General features: G+C 66.5%; 20 protein-coding genes and 1 tRNA gene. 5 read left to right on the top strand and 16 right to left on the bottom strand.

The window, feature by feature from the left end; all coding sequences use genetic code 11:
• Window positions 1-36: 36 nt before the first annotated feature.
• Genes ACN0RC_RS04740 through ACN0RC_RS04755 form a run of 4 tightly spaced genes read right to left on the bottom strand, consistent with a single transcriptional unit; the run spans window position 37 to window position 3,527 of the window.
• Window positions 37-489 carry a MaoC family dehydratase gene (locus tag ACN0RC_RS04740; protein WP_417509304.1) on the bottom strand — a complete coding sequence of 151 codons (453 nt, stop codon included), beginning with the start codon at window positions 487-489 and terminating at the stop codon, window positions 37-39.
• Window positions 490-525: 36 nt separating this feature from the next.
• The gene (locus ACN0RC_RS04745) at window positions 526-1,716 is read right to left on the bottom strand and encodes an acyl-CoA dehydrogenase family protein (RefSeq protein WP_417509306.1); all 1,191 of its coding nucleotides are present in this window, start codon (window positions 1,714-1,716) and stop codon (window positions 526-528) included.
• Between the two features lies 1 nt (window position 1,717).
• Entirely contained in the window at window positions 1,718-2,605 is an 888-nt protein-coding gene (locus tag ACN0RC_RS04750) for an amidohydrolase family protein (protein ID WP_417509308.1), read from the bottom strand.
• 4 nt (window positions 2,606-2,609) lie between these two features.
• Entirely contained in the window at window positions 2,610-3,527 is a 918-nt protein-coding gene (locus ACN0RC_RS04755; RefSeq protein ID WP_417509310.1) for an SDR family oxidoreductase, read from the bottom strand.
• Between the two features lie 86 nt (window positions 3,528-3,613).
• Between ACN0RC_RS04755 and ACN0RC_RS04760 the strand changes: the two genes are divergently transcribed.
• Together ACN0RC_RS04760 and ACN0RC_RS04765 are read left to right on the top strand one after the other, a co-directional pair.
• Complete coding sequence (locus tag ACN0RC_RS04760) at window positions 3,614-4,075, top strand: MarR family winged helix-turn-helix transcriptional regulator (RefSeq protein WP_417509312.1); 462 nt, start codon at window positions 3,614-3,616, stop codon at window positions 4,073-4,075.
• Between the two features lie 76 nt (window positions 4,076-4,151).
• Window positions 4,152-5,561: an MFS transporter gene (locus ACN0RC_RS04765; RefSeq protein WP_417509314.1), complete on the top strand. Its 1,410-nt coding sequence runs from the start codon at window positions 4,152-4,154 to the stop codon at window positions 5,559-5,561.
• Window position 5,562: 1 nt separating this feature from the next.
• Here ACN0RC_RS04765 and ACN0RC_RS04770 read toward each other — a convergent pair whose 3' ends face one another.
• Window positions 5,563-6,120 carry a MarR family winged helix-turn-helix transcriptional regulator gene (locus tag ACN0RC_RS04770; protein WP_417509316.1) on the bottom strand — a complete coding sequence of 186 codons (558 nt, stop codon included), beginning with the start codon at window positions 6,118-6,120 and terminating at the stop codon, window positions 5,563-5,565.
• Between the two features lie 475 nt (window positions 6,121-6,595).
• Between ACN0RC_RS04770 and ACN0RC_RS04775 the strand changes: the two genes are divergently transcribed.
• Window positions 6,596-6,928: a pentapeptide repeat-containing protein gene (locus ACN0RC_RS04775; protein WP_417509650.1), complete on the top strand. Its 333-nt coding sequence runs from the start codon at window positions 6,596-6,598 to the stop codon at window positions 6,926-6,928.
• Window positions 6,929-7,015: 87 nt separating this feature from the next.
• On the opposite strand, the gene ACN0RC_RS04780 is transcribed toward ACN0RC_RS04775, so the two are convergent.
• Together ACN0RC_RS04780 and dcd are read right to left on the bottom strand one after the other, a co-directional pair.
• On the bottom strand, window positions 7,016-7,600 hold the full coding sequence (locus ACN0RC_RS04780) for a hypothetical protein (RefSeq protein WP_417509318.1): 585 nt from the start codon (window positions 7,598-7,600) through the stop codon (window positions 7,016-7,018).
• A 40-nt stretch (window positions 7,601-7,640) separates the two neighbouring features.
• Entirely contained in the window at window positions 7,641-8,246 is a 606-nt protein-coding gene (dcd, locus tag ACN0RC_RS04785) for a dCTP deaminase (RefSeq protein WP_417509320.1), read from the bottom strand.
• A 76-nt stretch (window positions 8,247-8,322) separates the two neighbouring features.
• On the opposite strand from dcd, the gene ACN0RC_RS04790 reads away from it, so the two are divergent.
• The gene (locus ACN0RC_RS04790) at window positions 8,323-9,558 is read left to right on the top strand and encodes an NAD(P)/FAD-dependent oxidoreductase (protein WP_417509322.1); all 1,236 of its coding nucleotides are present in this window, start codon (window positions 8,323-8,325) and stop codon (window positions 9,556-9,558) included.
• Between the two features lie 94 nt (window positions 9,559-9,652).
• Window positions 9,653-9,723: transfer RNA gene (locus tag ACN0RC_RS04795), tRNA-Gly, on the top strand.
• Window positions 9,724-9,729: 6 nt separating this feature from the next.
• Here the strand turns inward: ACN0RC_RS04795 and ACN0RC_RS04800 are convergent.
• The 9 genes from ACN0RC_RS04800 to ACN0RC_RS04840 all read right to left on the bottom strand — a co-directional run bounded on the left by ACN0RC_RS04800 (window position 9,730) and on the right by ACN0RC_RS04840 (window position 19,643).
• On the bottom strand, window positions 9,730-10,641 hold the full coding sequence (locus ACN0RC_RS04800; RefSeq protein ID WP_417509324.1) for an AbaSI family restriction endonuclease: 912 nt from the start codon (window positions 10,639-10,641) through the stop codon (window positions 9,730-9,732).
• A 207-nt stretch (window positions 10,642-10,848) separates the two neighbouring features.
• Window positions 10,849-12,336: a benzaldehyde dehydrogenase gene (locus tag ACN0RC_RS04805; protein ID WP_417509326.1), complete on the bottom strand. Its 1,488-nt coding sequence runs from the start codon at window positions 12,334-12,336 to the stop codon at window positions 10,849-10,851.
• A gap of 27 nt (window positions 12,337-12,363) precedes the next feature.
• Entirely contained in the window at window positions 12,364-13,263 is a 900-nt protein-coding gene (locus tag ACN0RC_RS04810; protein WP_417509328.1) for a sugar phosphate isomerase/epimerase family protein, read from the bottom strand.
• A gap of 8 nt (window positions 13,264-13,271) precedes the next feature.
• Window positions 13,272-14,054, bottom strand: a complete 783-nt coding sequence (locus tag ACN0RC_RS04815) for an SDR family NAD(P)-dependent oxidoreductase (RefSeq protein ID WP_417509330.1) — start codon at window positions 14,052-14,054, stop codon at window positions 13,272-13,274.
• Between the two features lie 70 nt (window positions 14,055-14,124).
• Window positions 14,125-14,946 (bottom strand): SDR family NAD(P)-dependent oxidoreductase, encoded by an 822-nt coding sequence (locus ACN0RC_RS04820; RefSeq protein WP_417509332.1) that lies wholly within the window; start codon window positions 14,944-14,946, stop codon window positions 14,125-14,127.
• A gap of 14 nt (window positions 14,947-14,960) precedes the next feature.
• The gene (locus ACN0RC_RS04825) at window positions 14,961-15,989 is read right to left on the bottom strand and encodes a sugar ABC transporter substrate-binding protein (protein WP_417509334.1); all 1,029 of its coding nucleotides are present in this window, start codon (window positions 15,987-15,989) and stop codon (window positions 14,961-14,963) included.
• Between the two features lie 75 nt (window positions 15,990-16,064).
• The gene (locus tag ACN0RC_RS04830; protein ID WP_417509336.1) at window positions 16,065-17,048 is read right to left on the bottom strand and encodes an ABC transporter permease; all 984 of its coding nucleotides are present in this window, start codon (window positions 17,046-17,048) and stop codon (window positions 16,065-16,067) included.
• Between the two features lies 1 nt (window position 17,049).
• Complete coding sequence (locus ACN0RC_RS04835) at window positions 17,050-18,579, bottom strand: sugar ABC transporter ATP-binding protein (RefSeq protein WP_417509338.1); 1,530 nt, start codon at window positions 18,577-18,579, stop codon at window positions 17,050-17,052.
• Window positions 18,579-19,643 (bottom strand): zinc-dependent alcohol dehydrogenase, encoded by a 1,065-nt coding sequence (locus ACN0RC_RS04840; protein WP_417509340.1) that lies wholly within the window; start codon window positions 19,641-19,643, stop codon window positions 18,579-18,581. Before ACN0RC_RS04840 ends, ACN0RC_RS04835 begins: the two co-directional genes overlap by 1 nt.

Raw genomic sequence — 19,643 nt, forward strand, 5'->3', positions numbered from 1 at the left:
TGCCTCTTTGCGATTGGATGCCGGTCCGGATTCGGATCAGGCGTAGAAGCGATAGATTCCGCGAGCGACGACAGCGGGCTTCGTGCCACCCTCGATCTCGATGGTCTGGTCGACGGCCAGCTGGTAGCCGCCCTTCACCTCAGTCACTTCGGCGATCACCGCATTCATCCGCACGCGCGAACCGACGGCGACGGGTGAGACGAAGCGCACCTTGTCGAGACCGTAGTTGACCCGGGTGGTGACGCCCTCGGGCTCGAAGAGCTCGCTCCAGAACTTCGTCGCGAGCGACAGGGTGAGGAAGCCATGGGCGATCGGCGCGCCGAAGGGGCCTTCCGCTGCACGCTCAGGGTCCACGTGGATCCACTGGTGGTCGTCAGCGGCATCAGCGAACAGGTTGATGCGGTCCTGGGTCACCTCGAGCCATTCGGAATAGCCGAGATCGGTGCCGGCGGCGCTTGCCAGGTCGGAGTAGGCGACGGTGGTGGTCATGGTGTTTCCTTTCGGGTGCTGCAGGGGACGCAGCGTCTAAATGAATGCGGATTCGCCGGTCAGCGCTCGGCCGACGATGAGAGATGTGATCTCGTGGGTGCCCTCGTATGAATACACGGCTTCCGCGTCAGCGAAGAAGCGCGCGATGTCGTGCTCGAGCAGGATGCCGTTGCCTCCGGCCACTTCGCGCGCGAGCGCCACAGTCTCACGTGCGAGCCGCGCCGTCTGCATCTTCGCCAGAGCGGAATTCTCATCGGCCCAGTGCCCGGCGTCCTGCTGCGCGGAAAGCTGCACGACGAGTCCGAGCGAGGCGGTGAGATTGCCGAGCATCCGGGCCAGTTTCTCCTGGACGAGTTGGAAGCCTCCGATCGGGCGTCCGAACTGCTCTCGCTGCGTGACGTAGCGCAGGGCCGCGTCCAGAGCACCGGCCTGCAGCCCGGTCGCGATCCACGCGACATCGGATCGCATGACTCGCAGGATTCGCGCGACGTCTCGCCACGATTCGACCCGCTGCAGTCGCAAACTCTCCGGCACACGCACGGCCTGCAAAGTCACGTGCGCATTCTGCATCGGTCGGAGCGCGATCTTCCCGTTCATCGGGTCACACCTCACCCCAGGGGCGTCAGTGGAAACCAGAAAGGCTTTGACCTCACCATCGGCGGTATCTCTCGCGAACACGACGAGCACATCCGCGGCCGCCGCGCCGCCGATCCAGCGCTTCGCGCCGTCGATGATCCATTCGTCACCATCACGGCGGGCCGTCGTGGCCAGACCTCCAGCGATGTCGGAGCCGTGGTCCGGCTCCGTGAGTGCGAACGCCCCGGAGAGTGCGAACGAGCGCACGTCAGGATCGAGCGCGGCGGCCTGCTCCGCAGAGCCACCGTGCAGGATGCTCGACCGAAACAGGCCGGACTGCGCGTTGTACAGGGTTGCCACCGACACGTCGGCCTGGGCGAGGACGTAGTTGCGGAACCCGCTGAACAGCGTGGAGTCGGCCTCTGCGGCATCCATACCGGGCGGACGCATGCCCTCCAGCGCGGTGAGCTTCTCGAGAACGACATCCGGCATGCTCGCCGTCTCCCAGGCTTCGGCCATCGCAGGAACGATATCGGAGGCGAGCACACGTCGCAGACCGCTCAGCGCGCTGAGGGCATCAGAGCTCAGATGCGCGGCCGCAAAGCCGTACGGGTCGATCCCGATCGCATCCGACCTCGTGACCGCGTCCATCTCAACCCGCCAGACCGAGGAGACGAACGGCGTTGTCCTTGAGGATGCCGGGAAGCACCGCGGGCTTGAAACGTTCGGCGGCGGTGGCGTCGCGCTGCCACCGATCCGGCGTCAGCAGCGGGTAGTCGGAGCCGAACAGCACGCGGTCCTTGAGGTAGGAGTTCGCCGCGCGCACGAGCGCATCCGGGAAGTACTTCGGACTCCAGCCCGATAGGTCGATCCAGGTGTTGTGCTTGTGGGTCGCGACCGACAGCGCCTCGTCCTGCCACGGCACGGACGGGTGGGCCATGATGATCTGCAGTTCAGGATGCTCGGCGGCGACACCGTCGAGAAGCATCGGGTTCGACAGCGCGAGGCGCATCCCTCGTCCACCGGGTAGCCCCGCACCGATCCCGGTCTGGCCGGTGTGGAACAGCGCGACCACGCCAGCGTCCTGCAGCGCTGAGTACAGCGGGAAGTGGGCTGAGTCGCTCGGGTCGAACCCTTGCACGGTGGGGTGGAACTTGAAGCCGCGCACGCCGCTGTCTTCGATGAGCCGGCGCGCACGATCGACGGCATCCGCCCGGTTCGGGTCGACCGACCCGAACGGGATCAGCACGTCGTTGTGACGCGCGGCGCCTTCGGCGATCTCCGCACTCGAGATCGGCGCATGGCCGAGCTGCGTCTCGGCATCGACTGTGAACACGACCGCCGCCATCTGCCGCTCGCGGTAGTACGCGGCAATCGAGTCGAGGTCCGGCCTGCTCGCGTCGGCGGCGAAGTACTTCGATGCGGCCGCCACGAGGTCGTCCGGAAGCGACGCGTGCCCATGGTCGTCGATCTCGACGTGCACGTGCACGTCGATCGCCACGAGGGCGTCGAGGTCGAGGTTCGGCTCGTAACGGGTCATCGTCTCAGCGCTGCAGCTCTTCCGGCAGCGCAGGGAATCGCTCGCCGACCGACTGCTGCCGGTCGCCGATGACCTCGTCGAACCGGGTGGCGAGGGCGTCGTACGACCACCCGCCGTCCTGGTACTCGGTGACCACGGCCTCCGGGTGCGACCACAGCTGGATGCGGTCGCCGCCGATGCCGATGGCCTGGCCGGTGACGGATGCCGCGGCATCCGATGCCAGATAAGAGATGAGCCCCGCGACGTCACCGGAAGTGCCGAAGCCGAGGTCATGGCGGAAGAAGGCGGGCATCGCCTCGCCCTTCTCGTCGGCCTCGACGGCGGCGGCGAAGTACGGCACCGTCGCGGTCATGGCGGTGGCGGCGACGGGAATGACGGCGTTGGCCGTGATGCCGGCCTTCTTGAGCTCCATCGCCCAAGTGCGCACCATGCCGACGATGCCGGCCTTGGCCGCCGCGTAGTTCGTCTGGCCGAAGTTTCCGCGCTGACCGGTCGGCGAGCCGATGCAGATGATGCGGCCGGCGATCTCGTTGGCGCGCATATAGGTGGCGGCCTCGCGGACGCAGGTGAACGTGCCGCGCAGGTGCACGTTCACGACGGTGTCGAAGTCGTCGTCGCTCATCTTCCAGAGCACGGTGTCGCGCAGCACTCCGGCGTTCGTGACGAGGATGTCGAGGCGCCCGTAGGTGTCGACCGCGGTCTGGACGAGCTGCTTGGCGGTCTCGGTGGGCCCCACCGGAGCCACGACCGCAACGGCTCTTCCGCCGGATGCCTCGATAGAGGCGACGGCCTCAGCCGCAGCATCCGCCGATACGTCGTTCACGACGACCGAAGCGCCCTGCCGGGCGAGCTCCTGCGCGTAAGCGAGGCCGAGGCCACGTCCCGATCCAGTGACGATGGCTACTTTGCCGTCGAGTGACATGACACTCCTTCATTCGTGGGTGGTCGGAGCCAGGTTACTTGAAGAAGTCAATTATTGGTAGTTTCACCGTGCCCTAGGATGAATGCATGAAGAATCCCGTGGAGCACCTGCAGGGGAGCAAGGCGCTCATCGACGACACGAGCTTTCTGCTCGCGCGGGCGAGCGCGCTGTCGAACGCCGCGGGAAACGCCGCTCTCGCGGAGTTCGGGCTGAAGGTTCGCTCGTACTCGGTGCTCGAGCTCGCGGGCGACGAGGGACGCACTTCGCAGCGCGAGATCGCTGACTTCCTGCGGCTGGATCCGAGCCAGGTGGTCGCTCTGGTCGACGAGCTGCAGCGGGCCGATCTGGTCGGCCGCGAACCCGACCCGCGAGACCGCCGAGCCAACGTGATCGTCGCAACCCCGCGCGGTCTCGAACTGCTCGAAGAGGCCCGCACGAAGGTGCGCACCGCGGTGCAGACTCTGCACGCCGATCTCACCGAGAGTGAGCGCCACACCCTCGCAGAGCTGCTGCGACGGACGGCCTTCCCTGTGCCGCAGTCGCACTGACGTCGCGCTTGCCCGGCGCGTGGAGTGTCCGGCGCGCCGCAACCAGGCGTTCACCAGATCCGGCCAGACTGCGAGCATGAGTGCATCTGAGGATCCCCGTGTTCCGCGCCCCGAGGCCACTGCGAACAGCGGTGCGGTCGGGGTCGTCGGCCTGGAGCTGCGCGGTGAGACCGAAGCGCCGAAGAAGCAGATCTACTCATGGGCACTGTGGGACTGGGCGACGCAGCCGTTCAACACCGTCATTCTGACGTTCATCTTCACGGCCCTCTACCTGACGACCTCGCAGTTCCTGCCTCCGGAGATCGCCGCACTCGAAAAGGGCGACGCGATTCGCACGGCGGCCGAGGCCGACCTGGCCTCGGGCCTCGGGCTCGGTTCGACGATCGCCGCCTTCGCGATTCTGCTGCTCGCGCCGGTGCTCGGACAGCGTGCGGATGCCGCAGGCCGCCAGAAGCTCTGGCTCGGCATCGGCACTGGCGCGCTCATCCTCTGCATGTTCGGGCTGTGGTTCGTCGAGCCGACTCCCACGCTGTTCTGGCTGGGCGTCACACTGATCTCGGCGGGTGCGGTGTTCGGTGAGATCGCCGCAGTGAACTCCAACGCCATGCTCGTCGGCATCGCGAATCCGAAGACCGTCGGCAAGATATCGGGGCTCGGCTGGGGCTTCGGCTACATCGGCGGGGTCGTCGCCCTCATCATCGTCATCGTCTTCTATGCGATGAACTGGTTCGGCATCTCTGACGAGGGCGGCCTGCCGTTCCGCCTGATCGCCGTGGGCTGTGCGGTCTGGGCGATCATCTTCAGCATCCCGATCTTCCTGAATGTGCCGGAGCCCTCGATGGGGCGCCCCGAGCGCCGAGTCGGGTTCTTCACGTCCTACTCTCTGCTGGTGAAGGACGTCATCGGGCTGTACCGCTCCCCCGAGACCCGGCCGACGTTCTGGTTCCTGCTCTCCAGCGCCGTGTTCCGCGACGGGCTGGGCGGAATCTTCGCCTTCGGCGCGATCATCGCCGGGCAGGTGTTCGGCTTCGAGTTCCTCGAGCTCGCGATCTTCGGCATCGCGGCGAACCTCATCGCCGGCATCTCGACCATCCTCGCCGGACGCCTCGATGACCGGTTCGGTCCGAAGCGCATCATCCTCTTCGCGCTCGGCGCGATGGTGATTGCCGGCCTCGCGGTCTTCTTCCTGGTGGATGCTGGAACGATCGTGTTCTGGATCGGCGGACTGCTGCTGTGCGCCTTCGTCGGGCCCGCGCAGGCGGCATCCCGCTCGTTCCTCGCTCGCGTCACGCCCGCCGGACGCGAGGGTGAGATCTTCGGCCTCTACGCGACGACCGGTCGTGCGGCGAGCTGGATGGCCGCCGGAGCGTGGACACTGCTCATCGTGCTCACGCGCGACACGGCGTACGGCATCCTCGGCATCATCCTCGTGCTGATGCTCGGATTCTTCCTACTGCTGCCCGTGAAGTCGCAGCGGGTGAGCTGAGTCAGTTCGTCCAGTTATCAGCGAGCTTGCCGAGCAGGCGGGCAAGCTCGCGGGCCTCGTCATCGGTGAACGACTCGAGCGCTTTCGAGAGCACTTCACGCCGTTCGCCGCGCATGCCGCGAGCGATGCGACGACCTTCGTCAGTGAGCGCGATGCGCGTGCGACGCGCGTCATCGGGGTCGGCCTCGCGCTGCACCAGTGCGCGCTGAACGCCCTGCTGCACGAGACGTGACGCGCGGGGCTGGTCGACGCCGATGGCTTCGCCGAGAGCGCTGACACTCAGCGGTTCGGATGCCGTGGCGAGAGCATCCAGCATCCGGATCCATGCGGGACCACCGAGGCGCCCGCGCCCTCCGCCCGCCCATGGCGGTGGCCCGAACTCCGGTGCGCCGCGGAAACCGTGATCGCGCCCGTGATGCGCGCCGTGTTCGTGGTGATCGCCATGCTCGCCATGCGGTCCGCCGTGGCCGTGCCCACGCGGCCCGAAGGGGCGCCGACCGCGAAGGCGGGAGAGCGCGTGCGCGATGGCGTCGGCTGGATCCGGATTGTCGTTGCTCACATACCCAACTTTACATGCGAGTTGACATGTATCATATGTGCATGTCACACTACATATACATGTATAGTTACAAGCAAAGGACTTCCCCCATGAAGAGCACTGACAACAATGAAGAGACTTCCCGCCCGTTCGGATTCTGGCTGAAGGCCGTCGACCGCCTGATGGCGGCCGAGTTCGCCACCGCCTTCGAATCTGAAGGCATCACCCGTCGCGACTGGCGCGCGCTGAATGTCATCGACGGCTCCGTCGCCGGTGACGCTCGTCCGTTCCCGACCCACAAGCTCCGCCGGCTCATCGAGCGCGGCTGGGTGACGGATGCCGATGGCACCCTCGCCCTCACCGACGCAGGCCGCGACGCCAAGGAGCGGCTCGGCAGCATCGTCGAGGGCATCCGCGCGAAGGTCACCGATGCGGTTCCCGCTGACGACCTCGCCACCACCGTGGCAACGCTCGAGCAGCTCGCTCGCGCGTTCGGCTGGGACGAGAACACGCCCCTTCCGCACCGCGGTGGGCACGGTGGGCGCGGTCGCGGCTTCGGTGGGCGCGGCTTCGGTGGGCGCGGTTTCGGTGGGCGCGGTTTCGGTGGGCGCGGTTTCGGCGGACACGGAAACGCGGGGCACGGACACTGCGGGCACGACCATGGACACGGCGAGCACGGCCATGCAGGGTACGGGCACGACCACGGGCACCGCGAGCACGGCCACGGCCGGGCACGCATCGCGCAGTTCGCGCAGACCTCTTACGAGCGCGGCTTCGACGCCGGGTTCACCCGTGGGCGCGACGACCGCTGACTCGCACCACACGCTAGATGGAAAACGTCGGCCCCGAACACTCGTGGCCCACGTTTTCCATCTCCGCTGAGCGGCACCCGGCCGGGCCTGGCCGGGCCGGAGCCTCAGCCAGGCAGTCCCTGAAGCACCATGAATCCGATCGCGCCGAAGAACAGCACGGCGAGCCCGCCGTAGATCGCGATCGTCCAGCCGCGGTAGCTCTGCCCTGCCGTTCCGCCGGCAGCCGGGCTGACGTAGTTCCGGGTCGCCTCATCGCGAGCCGTCGCGGCGCGCGAAGCAGCAGCGCGCGACTCGGCCTTCTGCGCCGCGGTCGGGGGCACAGCCTCCTGCTTATGTGCGGACGCCGAGGACCACGTGTCATCCGGCGCCCAGATCCTGCGCTGCCGAAGCGCGGGAGCCGCGGCATCCGCTCCGGCACTCTCCGACGGTGCGGGCGGGATGACCGGCTCTGGACCGGGGGGCGGCGGTGCCGCGGCGAACGCGGGTGGCGGCGGCACTTCGAACTCTTCGATCGCCGCGTCGGCATCGGGAGCGGTGACCGTCTCCGGCGCCGGAACGTCGAAGGCCTCTACGCCGGGGGCCGTGGTGGGTGCCACAGTGGACTCCGACGGCTCACCACCGTGCGCTGGCGCATCGGGGGCGGCATCCGCCCCTGGGTTCTGCGGGTTCTCCGTGTTTTCGCCGCTCACGCTCTCGATACTACGTGCGGGCGCGGCGAAGCGCGCCGGGTCATCCGCCGAGCGACCCGATATCGGTGTTGCCGACGTCGGTGCGGTGGAAGTTCTGGAACGAACGAGATGCCGTTGGCCCGCGCTGTCCCTGATAGCGGTTGCCGTACGGGCCGGAGCCGTAGGGGTTCTCGGCAGGAGACGTCAGGCGGAAGAAGCAGAGCTGTCCGATCTTCATTCCGGGCCAGAGCTTGATCGGCAGCGTTGCCACGTTCGCGAGCTCCAGGGTGACGTGACCGGTGAATCCCGGGTCGATGAAGCCCGCGGTGGAGTGTGTGATGAGGCCGAGGCGTCCGAGCGACGACTTGCCTTCGAGGCGTGCGGCGATGTCGTCAGAAAGACTGACCTGCTCGAAGGTGGCACCGAGTGCGAACTCCCCCGGATGCAGGATGAACGGCTCATCAGGCTTCACCTCGATGAGGCGGGTGAGCTCAGGCTGGTCCTCGGCCGGGTCGATGAACGGGTACTTGTGGTTGTCGAAGAGGCGGAAGTACCGATCCAGACGCACGTCGATGCTCGAGGGCTGGATCATCTCGGGCTCGTGCGGGTCCAGGCCGATCCGGCCGGATGCGAGTTCTGCCTTGATGTCGCGATCACTGAGAAGCACGCAACCAGCGTATGGCATCGGCCGCGGCGCTGATGCGTCTGGCATCCTGGACTCAGTTGACTACACGGAGGTGGCAATGGCGCACTCGATCGTCGTCGGCGCGGGCATGGTCGGGCTCGCGACAGCATGGCATCTTCAAGAGCACGGCGTCGAGGTGACCGTCCTCGATCGCACGGGCGTCGCCGCCGGCTCGTCATGGGGAAACGCGGGCTGGCTCACGCCGAGCAAGACGATTCCGCTCGCCGATCCGAGCCTGTGGACCTACGGTCCGAAGGCGCTGATCGATCCGGATGCTGCGCTGCATGTGCCCTTCCGGATGGATCCGAAGCTCTGGGGGTTCCTGGCCAGGTTCGCCGCGCACGGCACGACCCGCGCGTGGGATCGGACGATGGCGGCACTCACTCCGATCGACAAGCTCGCCCTCGAGTGCTTCGACGAGCTCACCGATGGGGGCGTGGACTCGTGGACCCGAGAAGGCCCCTTCGTCGTCGGCTTCGCGGCGGAAGCGCACGCCAGAGGATTCCTCCGCGAGATCGACGGCGTGATCAGGCACGGGCAGGATGCTCTGCTCGAACGGCTCGACTCTCCTCAGGAGCTCGCCCCGATGCTCTCGGACGCCGTGACCGTCGCCTACCGGTTGGAGGGACAGCGGTTCCTCGAGCCTGCTCCATTCGTGCAGGCCCTCGCGGATGCGGTCGTCGCACGCGGTGCGACGCTGCGCACCGGCGCCGAGGTCGCCTCGGTCAGCGGCGGCTCGTCCGGCGGCAGCTCGGCCAGCGTCACTCTTGCCAGCGGCGAGCGCCTGTCGGCCGATTCCGTCGTCATCGCCACGGGGGCCTGGATGCCGAAGCTCGCACGCAAGCTCGGCGTGCGGATGCCCGTGCAAGCGGGGCGAGGCTACTCCTTCACTGTCGAGACCGCGCAGGAGGCGAAGCATCCGGTCTACCTGCCGATGCAGCGCATCGCCTGCACGCCGTATCAGGGGCGGTTCCGGATCGCGGGGACCATGGAGTTCCGCGGGCCCGACGAGCCGTCGCAGCCGCGGCGGATCCAGGCGATCATCAATCAGGCGCGGCAGATGTTCCGCGACATCGATCTCGACGTGCGGCAGGACGAGTGGGTCGGCTCTCGGCCGGTCACGCCCGACGGGCTGCCGCTGATCGGTGCGACTCGCGCTCCCGGCGTCTATGTCGCAGGCGGACACGGCATGTGGGGCATCGTGCTGGGACCGGCAACCGGAAAGATGCTCGCAGAGCAGATCGTGACGGGGAAGATCCATCCGGCGATCGCCGCGTTCGATCCACTGCGCTGACGCACCCGCCGGCACCGGTCGCTGAGCCTGTCGAAGTGTCCGGCGCTGACGCACCCGCCGGATTTGTTATGCTGGCCAGGCGCCGCAAGGCTGCGGGACTGTAGTTCAATGGTAGAACTTCTGCTTCCCAAGCAGATAGCGCGGGTTCGATTCCCGTCAGTCCCTCCGTTTTTAACGTCCAAGGCATCCTGGGGTGGGACGCTTCCCCGTCACCTCGATCTGTGTTGCGGTGCGCACGAAGCGCGCCAGCGTTCGCGTCTGGTGTTCGAGTTGGTAGACGCCCTGGAACCTAAAGAAACGGTTACCGAGTACCGGGTCGGTGTAGCGAGCGAACACAATCCGGTCCAGGGCTTCGTACTCGTCCGTCGTCCCCCCGAACAGGGCTTCTTCCTCGATCGAACCGTCAGCGAACAGGGTGTTTCGCCAATCTGACCGGGGCCTCACGCCTTCCTGGTACAGCGTGGGGAACCACAGTGAACGGCCGTCGGCCATCCGGAAGAACCCACGCCTGTATCCCTTAAATCCGAACAGCTGCGTTGCGTCAGCGATAGTTCGGAACCGAGCGTCATCACCGATCGAAAGCGTGCCGCGCTCAATCCACGTCTGGGGGTCCGATCGCTCTCCGAACGAGAACGGCCGGAATGTCCCCGCGGCCACGCCTTCACTCTTCTCCACTCGAATGACGTCGACGACCCGGTCAATCTCCTGATCCAGCTCCGCACGCGAGTGTTTGGTCGCCGCGTCGATCCGGATGAACGCCGACACACTGCCGGTGCCGAGGACCACTTGCTCTCGCCTTCTGTCTGCTTCTTGCTGACTCAGGTGGTGCAGCTCATCGACTTCGACGCCGATCCCGAACTGGGGGAAGTACAGGTCCAGAAGCGCGATCTGACCGTCAGCGCGCACAAGCTGTTGCGTCACCATCTCGATCTCGGGGTCATCGAGGCGATGGAAGATCCTGCTGATCGCGTAGTACTCATACTTCTTATGGGCGATCTTCCGAAGCATCTGCGCGTAGTAGTTGGCCTCGTCAGTCGCAAGACCTTGCTGCTGACCTGCCGCGTCGTCAATGGCTTCTCTCACGATTCCCCAACTCCACTCACTCTGCGAGCGCTTCGTGAACCGCCACCCCGTCTTGACTGGCGACCTGTTCACGCCCCGCGGACATCAGCATTCACGCCCATCATCATCTCTCACTCGGGCCAGCGGTGCCGGCGATCATCATCGGCGTGCTCCTGTCGTTCCTGCGTCCGCGCATCATGCGTGGCGAGCAGGATCGGAACGCAGGTCCTACAGGGGGTACTGCCCCGGCTCGCGGCGAAGGGTGATCCATCGCGTCTCGGTGAATGCGTCGATGTTCGCCTGCGCACCTCCGTGACGCGACCCCGTGCCCGACGCGCCGACTCCGCCGAAGGGGCTGTTGGCTTCATCGTTGACCGTCTGGTCGTTGATGTGCACGATGCCCGTGGGAATACGCTGCGCCATCGCAAGCGCCGCCATGGTGTCGCGGCTCACGATGCCCAGCGCCAGTCCATAATCGGTGGCTGCGGCCAGCTCGACGGCCTCGTCGTCGGTCGCATAGGGCACCACGGATGCCACAGGCCCGAACACCTCGTCGCAATACGCCGCCGCATCGCGCGGCGGGTTCGCGAGCACCGTCGGGCGGTAGAAGAGTTCCTCGTACGTGCCGCCGGCCGCGAGCGTCGCGCCCTGTGCGACGGCATCCTGCACCATGCTGTGGATGCGGTCGCGCTGCGTCTCGTCGATGACGGGTCCGAGGTGCACCTGACCCGCCGCGGGGTCGCCGACAACCATGGAGTCGGCTTTCGCCGAGAGTTTCGACACGTACTCGTCGAACAGCGACTCGTGCACGATATGCCGGCCCACCGTCATGCAAATCTGCCCCTGATGCAGGAACGCGCCCCACGTGGCGAGGTTCACAGCCTGATCGACGTCGGCATCCTCGCGGATGACGAACGCCGAGTTGCCGCCCAGCTCGAGGTGCGCGCGCTTAAGGTGACGCCCGGCGAGTTCGCCCACGATGCGACCCGCGCGAGTCGATCCGGTGAAGGCGATGACCCGAACGTTCGGGTCGGCGACGAGCGCCTCGCCGACGTCGGCCCCGCCGGGAACGAGCTGCAGGAGCCCCGCGGGCAGGCCGGCCTCCTCGAAGATCCGCACCATCGAGACGCCGCCGGTGATCACAGTGCGGGGGTCGGGTTTGAGCAGTACCGCATTGCCCAGGGCGAGCGCGGGGGCGACCGCGCGGATGCCGAGGATGAGCGGCACGTTGAAGGGGGAGATGACGGCGACGACGCCGACTGGAATCTGCTGCGCGAGCGACAGTCGGGGCTCCTCGCTAGAGAGGATCGAGCCCAGCGGGGCCGACGGCAGCGCGGAGGCCTCGTAGCATTCGGCCGCTGTCACATGCAGGGCGAAGCCCGCCAGCGGCGGGATCGCACCCACCTCGCGGATGTTCCATCCCATGATCTCGTCGGCGTGCTGTTCCCACAGCTGGGCGGCGCGACGCAACACAGCGGCGCGTTCCGGATGCGGAGTCGCCGCCCAGTCGCGCTGTGCCTTCGCCGCCGACGCGGCCGCACGAGCGACGTCGTCGGGACCGGCGACACCAACCGAGGCGATCGACTCACCGGTCGCCGGTGCGATCGACTCGATCGCACCGCCGGAACCGGCGACCCACTCACCGTCGATGTAGATCTTTCCGCCGAACACGCTCTCCGAGATGAGGCGGTCGGTCGTGCTGGTCTCGGTGGACATCTGCTGCTCCTTCGTCGGTGCGCGGCCTCAGGTGCCGCTGCGTGAGAGCCGACGGGCTCGTCGGCCAGGGTTGCTCGCAGCCCAGCCCGTGCGGATCACGCGGATCGCATCGGTTGCGAGCTCGAGTCCGTCTTCGTACGGCGCGCGCCAGATCGATAGCATGTCGGATGCTCCGCCGGCCAGCATCGGACGGGAGAACGCTTCGATGCCGATACGGGCGCGGTAGCCGTCGTCGAGCGCTGTTGCGACGACGGCCGGAATGTCGATCGCCCCGGTGCTAAGCGGGCCGCGACCCGACTGACCGAGCTCAAGGTAGCGCAGGCGCGGCAGTGCGTGTCGGATCGCCTCGTTCATGTCGGCTTCCTCGATCGCCATATGGAAGGTGTCGAGATGGATGCCGAGATTGTCCGAACCGCTCGCGGCGACGTAATCCATCGCCTGGACGGCCGTGTTGATGGCCGACTCCTCATAGCGGTTGAGCACTTCGAAAGTGAGCTGCACGCCGTGGTCCGCCGCATAGTCAGCGACCCCGCCGACCTCCCGCGCGCTCCGATCGAACGCGTCGGATGCCAGCGGTTCGGTGGGGCGACCGAACAGCCCGTACGGCACGCCGCCCAGTTGGTCGGCACCCACCCGGACGGAGAAATCGACCGACGCTCTCAGCGCGGCCGCGCCAGCGGCGCGCTCGGCCGGGTCAGGTGAGGACACATCCGCACCCGGCCCCTGCCCGCACATCGTGATCGGTGCGATGTCGGCGTCGGCGAACACGGCCCGCAGCGCCGCGGGATCGGCGGCTACCTCGTCCATCGGAGCGAGCACGGCGCGGCGGTATCCCATCTCGCGCAGCGGTCCGAGGACCGAGACGAGGTCGGCGGGGTCCGCAGAGCCCGTGATGATCGAAAGATGACAGGCGAGATCGAGATCCATGTCCGACCTCAGAACTGCGGCAGGTCGAGTCGCTGCTTGAAGACCGAGTAGCCGTCGTCGACGCTCACGACGGTGCCGTTGATCGCATTCGCGTCGTCCGAGGCGAGGAAAGCTACGACGTTGGCGATCTCCTCCGGTTTCGTCAGCTCGTTGCGCAGCTGTTCGGCGGCGAACGTCGCCTTAAGTTCCTCGCTGAACTGATTGATGATCGGCGTGCCCACCCGGCCGGGGGTGATGGCGACAGCGCGCACACCGTACTCGGCGAGCTCGTACGCTGCCGAGCGGGTGAACGAGATCACGGCGGCCTTGGCCGCACTGTACGTGAAGGAGAGCTCCGCGGCCTGCTCGCCGTAGATCGACGAGGTGGAGATGATCACGCCACCGCCGCCCTGCTTCTTGAACTGACGTCCCGCCGCGAGGATCCCGTAGTAGACGCCGTCCTGATCCACTCGGATCATCGGCGCGTAGTCCTTCTCCGGTTCGTGCTCGAGCAGCGGACGCCCGCCGGCGATGCCCGCGTTGTTGAAGATCACGTCGAGCTTGCCGAACACCTCGACCGCCCGCGCGACCGCCCCCTCCACCTCGTCGAACTTGGAGACGTCGACGGCGACCGCGGCGACCGAGCCCTCGAAGCCACCGGCAGCGACCTCGGACGCGGCGACCTCCGCCCGCGCGAGATCGATGTCGGCGATCATGACCTTTGCGCCCTCACGGACGAACTTCTGCACGGTTGCAAAACCGATTCCACTTGCGCCGCCCGTGATCAGGGCGACCTTGCCGTCAAGCCTCATTATGAATACTCCTTCGTGATGATCTGCCGGCGAGGCGCGAACCCCGCCGGCAGAGATGGGTGGATCTTTGTCAGAATCCGGTGTGCGAGAGAGCGAGCGCCCCGCCGTCGACGGCGAGGACCGCTCCCGTGATGAACGACGATGCCGGCGAGACGAGGAAGAGCATGGGCCCCTGGACTTCGGCCATCGTCCCCATCCGTGCGAGGGGGATGGTTTCGGCCCACGCCGCCTCCACCTCGGGCGTGATCTCGACTTTGCCGTCGCCGATGCGTGTGCCCTTGAACGGACCGGGTGCGATCGCGTTCACGCGGATGCCGCGCGGTGCCAACTCGAGCGCCAGCTGGCGGACGAGGTTGAGAATGCCCGCCTTCGTGGTGACATAGGCGTATGAGACCATCGGGTCCGTCCGCAGTCCTGCCGTCGACGCGGTGACGAGGATCCGACCGCCGGATTGGAGCACGCGCGAGGCCGCGCGGAGCGTCTCGAACGTCCCGGTGAGATTGGTCGCGAGAACCTCATCCCACTCGGCGTCCGTGTAGTCCGCGATACGGCCCTCACCGAGGTAGCTCGCGCCACCCGCGATTCCCGCGTTCGCGACCACCACAGTGGGACGACCGACCTCGGCCATGATTCGCTCGAAAACGGCGTCGAGGGCGCCGCGCTCGGCGATGTCCACGGCGTATCCGTGAGCCTTGCCTCCCGTCGATACGATCCCCGCAGCCACGTCGCCCACCCGCCCCCCGCTCCGTCCGAGGACGACGACAGTGGCCCCCGCCGCCGCATAGATCTTCGCGGCCGCCTGCCCGATACCGCTCGAGGCACCCGTCACGACGACGATGTCCCCGCTCAGGTCGAACAGCTCCGACAGCTCGGCTCCAGTGCTGGTACTCATCGTCGCAGCCCGAATCAGAGCGTCGGCTCGTACGTCGCGACGTTGCTGCGGTCGATCAGCTGGCCATCCAACGGGATGTAGTTGACGTCAGGCAGCTTCGCCGAGTCTCGGTAGTCGTTCATGAGGCCGATCATCTCGTCGACGACCTTGATCCAGTCCTGTGCGACGGACGCGTACATCGGTCCGCCCTTAGCGATCTCGATCGCGGTCTCCCCGAGCGCGTCGACGCCGGTGACGAAGATGTCGTCACGGCCGGCCTCTGTGATGGCACGTGCCGCGCCGAGCGCTGCGTCATCCCATCCGACCCAGACCCCGTCCAGACCCTCGGGGTTGGCCTGCAGGTAGTCGGTGACGAAGTTCAGCGCTTCGGTGCGACCGGTTCCCGGGTCGAGCGCCTGTTTCATGTCGCCGCCGGCGATGACCGCTCCGGCTTCCTTGAGCTTGTCCATCGCCAGGTTCGATCGGGTCTGGATGCCGACGTGCGGGTCATGACCGATCACCATGACGTTCTTTCCCTCGAGGCCGCCCATGGCCTCGTCGAGTGCACCGACCGTGAGGTCAGCCGTCACCTCCTGGCTGAAGGTGATGTCCACGACGAAGTCGTCGTTGGGCTCGACGCCGCCGTCGATCGAGAAGATCGGAATGCCTGCCTCCTTCGCCGCCTGGACGAGCGGTGCGATCTGACGCGGGTCGGGGAATCCCGCGAGAATGGCGTCTGCGCCCTGCTGGATGGCGGTCTGGACATCGCTGTTGATCTTGTCGTAGTCGAACGCGCTGGTGTAGAGGGTGACTTCCCAGTTGTCCTGGTCATTACCCTCCTCCACGAAGGCGTCCAACGTGAGCTTTCCACCGGGGGTCGCGTAACCGGCGGTGAACGCTGCCACCTTGAAGACACCGTCGTCGCCGAGTCCGTCCGTCTTGCCCTCGGTGCTCGAACCGCTGCTCGAGGCTCCGGTTGTCACCGAGCATCCGGTGAGAGCGACCACTGCGGCTATCGCCAGCGCGGTCGCGGTGAGTCGTCTTCTTGTTGTTGTATTGCGCATGAGCGAACTCCTTTGTCGTGTTTCATACTGTGGATGGTGGGATGGCCGGGACGGTGTCCCGACCAGAGAGAATGTCTACGCGTTCTTCTTCTTGAGCCCCGATAGCAGAACGGCGGCGATGATGATGATGCCGATCAGAACCTGCTGGATGTAGGTGTTGACGCCGACGATGTTGAGACCGTTCTGCACGACCCCGATGATCGCGACACCCACGATCGTCCCGCCGATGTTCGCCTGGCCGGAGCGCAGCAGCGTCATGCCGAGGAACACCGCGGCGACGGCGAACATCATGAGGTCGTTCGCGCTCGAGGAGCCGGCACTGCCCAGGCGACTGACCAGGACGATGCCTGCCAGCCCCGAGAGGAAACCTGCGACGACGAATGCGAGGAAACGGGTGGAGCGGACACTGACCCCGGAGAGTCGGGCGACTTCAGCATTGCCGCCGATCGCGTACCACCGGCGGCCGATCGTGGTGAAGCGCAGCACCGCCCATGCCAGGAGGGCGATGACGATCGCGTAGACGACCGGGAACGGCACGCCGTTCACTCGCGCCTGCCCGAGGAAGTCGAACCCCTCCGGCCAGCCGTACAGAGTCGTTCCGCCGGTGACGATCAGTGCGAGCCCGCCGACGGTCGTCATGGTCGCCAGGGTCGCGACGAAGGCCGAGAGGTTGAGGTAGGCGACAAGGATGCCGTTGACCACGCCGACGAGGGTCCCCACGACGAGCGCGAGGATAATCGACGCGACGACGGGTACGCCGGCGATCATGAGGGCAGCAGCGGACGCGCCCGACAGCGTTGCCGTCGTGCCCACCGACAGATCGAAGTCCCCGACGACCATGACGAACGTCTGCGCGACCGCGATGATCGTGAGGATCGCGACCTGGTTGAGGATGTTGGTCATGTTGCCGGCGGTGAGGAACACACCGTTTCCTGCGATCGTGAAGACGACTACGAGCACGACGAGGGCGATCACCGTGCTCCCCTGCCACACCCATTGCATGGGTGACGGGCGGTCGCGCTCGACCGCGGCGATCGTGAGAGTGTCTGTCTGCGCCATGTCAGGCGTCCCTTCCATATGCGTACGTGAGGATGAGTTCATCGTCGGCGCCGTCTGCGTCGACTTCGCCGGAGATGCGACCCTCGTGCATCACGAGGATCCGGTCCGAGAGCCCGATGAGCTCGGGGAGTTCACTGGAGACGGCGACGACCGCCGTTCCCGCCGCGGCGAGCTCACGGATGAGGCGATAGATCTCGGCCTTCGTTCCCACGTCGATTCCTCGAGTGGGTTCATCCATGAGCAGCACCTTCGGGTTGCGCGCGAGCATTTTCGCGAGCACCACCTTCTGCTGATTTCCTCCGGACAGCTGTCCGACCGGCTGTCGGACGCTTCTGGCCTTGATCTGCAGTTCGGAGAGTGCGCGCTTGGCCAGCTGTGTGATGCGTCGCTGTGACACGATTCCACCTGGACTGACCGACTTCAGGTTCGCGATCGCGAGGTTGTCGGCGATCGGTGCCGACAGGATGATGCCCTGCGCCCGGCGCTCCTCGGGGACGAGGGCGATGCCCGCATCCAGGGCGCGACCGACTCCACGTCCGACCGGTGCTGACCCGCCTACCTGCACAATGCCGTCCGAGGTCTTCTGAGCCCCCGCGAGGAGTCGGAGCAGCTCGCTCCGGCCCGATCCCGCAAGGCCTCCGATACCCACGACCTCGCCGGCCCGCACCTCGAAAGACACATCACGCACGCGCCGGCCCGAGAGACCCTCGACGGACAGCACGACATCGCCTCCGCCCGTACCGCGCGCCGGATACATCTCTTCCTGCTCGCGTCCGACCATCGTCGAGATGACGTCATCGATCGACGAATCGGACACGTTCTTGGTCACGATGGTGCGGCCGTTGCGCATCACGGTGAGCCGGTCACACAGAGCGAACACCTCTTCGAGACGATGCGAGACGTACACGATGGCAACGCCTTCATCGCGCAGGCCTCGCAGGACGGTGAACAATCCCTCGATCTCAGTGTCGGTGAGAGCGGCTGTCGGCTCGTCCAGGATGAGCACCTTGGCATCGATCGAGAGTGCGCGGGCGACCGCGACCATCGTCTGCTGTACGGGCGAGAGTCCGCCTGCAAGGCGACGCAGATTGATGTGCTGGCCCAATCGGACCAGCTGCGCCCGTGCCTGTGCGTGCAACTCCTTCCAGCGCACAACTCCGAGAGTCGACGGTGCACGGTTGCCGAGCACGATGTTCTCAGCGACGCTGATCGTCGGCACGATCGAGAGCTCCTGATACAGCGCGACGACACCAGCACGGTGCGCAGCACTCACGTTGGCGAAGTCGACCGACTCACCGCCGACCAGCACCTCGCCCTGATCCTGTTGATAGAGTCCCGTGATGATCTTGATGAGCGTCGACTTGCCCGCGCCGTTCTCACCGAGGAGAGCATGGATCTCTCCTGGGCGCACGTCGAGGTCGATCCCGCGCAGCGCCTGGACGCCGTCGAAGTGCTTTGTTATGCCACGCACCTGAAGGATCGGGGCAATGGCCGGCGGCGCGACGACATCGAGGTCAACAGGAGCGCTCATCACTGCACCTCCCCGTCGAGGTCGTTGCACTGGATGACGACCTTGGGGAACGCACCACTGATGTGGACCTCGAACGCCTCGGCGGCCTTCTCCAGAGGGAACACCGCCTGGGTCAGCTCGTCGAGTTCCAGGTGCGGCAGAAGCTGCAGCGCGCGCGGGAATGCGTACGGAGACACGAAGACACCGGTGAGCGTCAGCTCTTTCAGATACAGGTAGTCCGAGAGATTCAACGGCAGATCGAACTGCTGGGGATACATCGCGCCGTAAACGACCGTACCGCCCTTTGCCGCCAGGTCGAGCAGTCCGCGCACCGCGTGCACTGAACCGGAGGCGTCGACGACGACGTCGTAACCATGACCACCGGTGATCTCCGCCGCACGAGCGGACTGGTCCTCGTTCAGCGGGTCGATGACGAATTCCGCGCCGTGGCGCAGCGCCATCTCACGACGTTCCGCGATCGGCTCGACCATTGTGAGGGAGGTCGCGCCGTTCATCTTCAGCACCTGCAGGGCGAGCTGACCGATCGGCCCACCCCCGCACACGAGCACGCGGTCGCCGACCTTGATGCTCGTCTTGTCGGCGATGCGCACCGCCACCGAAGTCGGCTCGAGCAGGCATCCCTTCAGCAGCGACACGTTATCGGGCAGCGGGTATACCTGCGACTCATGCCAGGTCACCGTCTCAGCCATACCGGGACGGTTGTACTCCTGGATGTTCTCGCAGAACTGCTGTTTACCCTCCTGACAGGGGCGGCACGTGCCGCAGAACCGCAGGAAGTTGCCGGCAACCCGATCACCGACCTTCAGTCCGTTCCGGTGGGCTCGGTCGCCGAGAGCCTCGACCACGCCGGAGAGCTCGTGCCCAAGCCCGATCGGCACGTCGGTGCCGAAGAACCCCTCGGCCAGATGCGGGTCGGACCCGCAGATGGCCGAGTAGGCGACGCGGATGCGCACATCCTCCGGCCCCAGCGGCTGCTCGGGAAAGTCCACGACGCCGATGGCGCCGCGTGCGGCCGGATCGGGGTCGCGCAGACTCCCGATCCGAGTAACGGCCACTGTCTTCAT

This window comes from Microbacterium sp., assembly GCF_048259935.1.
GTDB lineage: Bacteria > Actinomycetota > Actinomycetes > Actinomycetales > Microbacteriaceae > Microbacterium.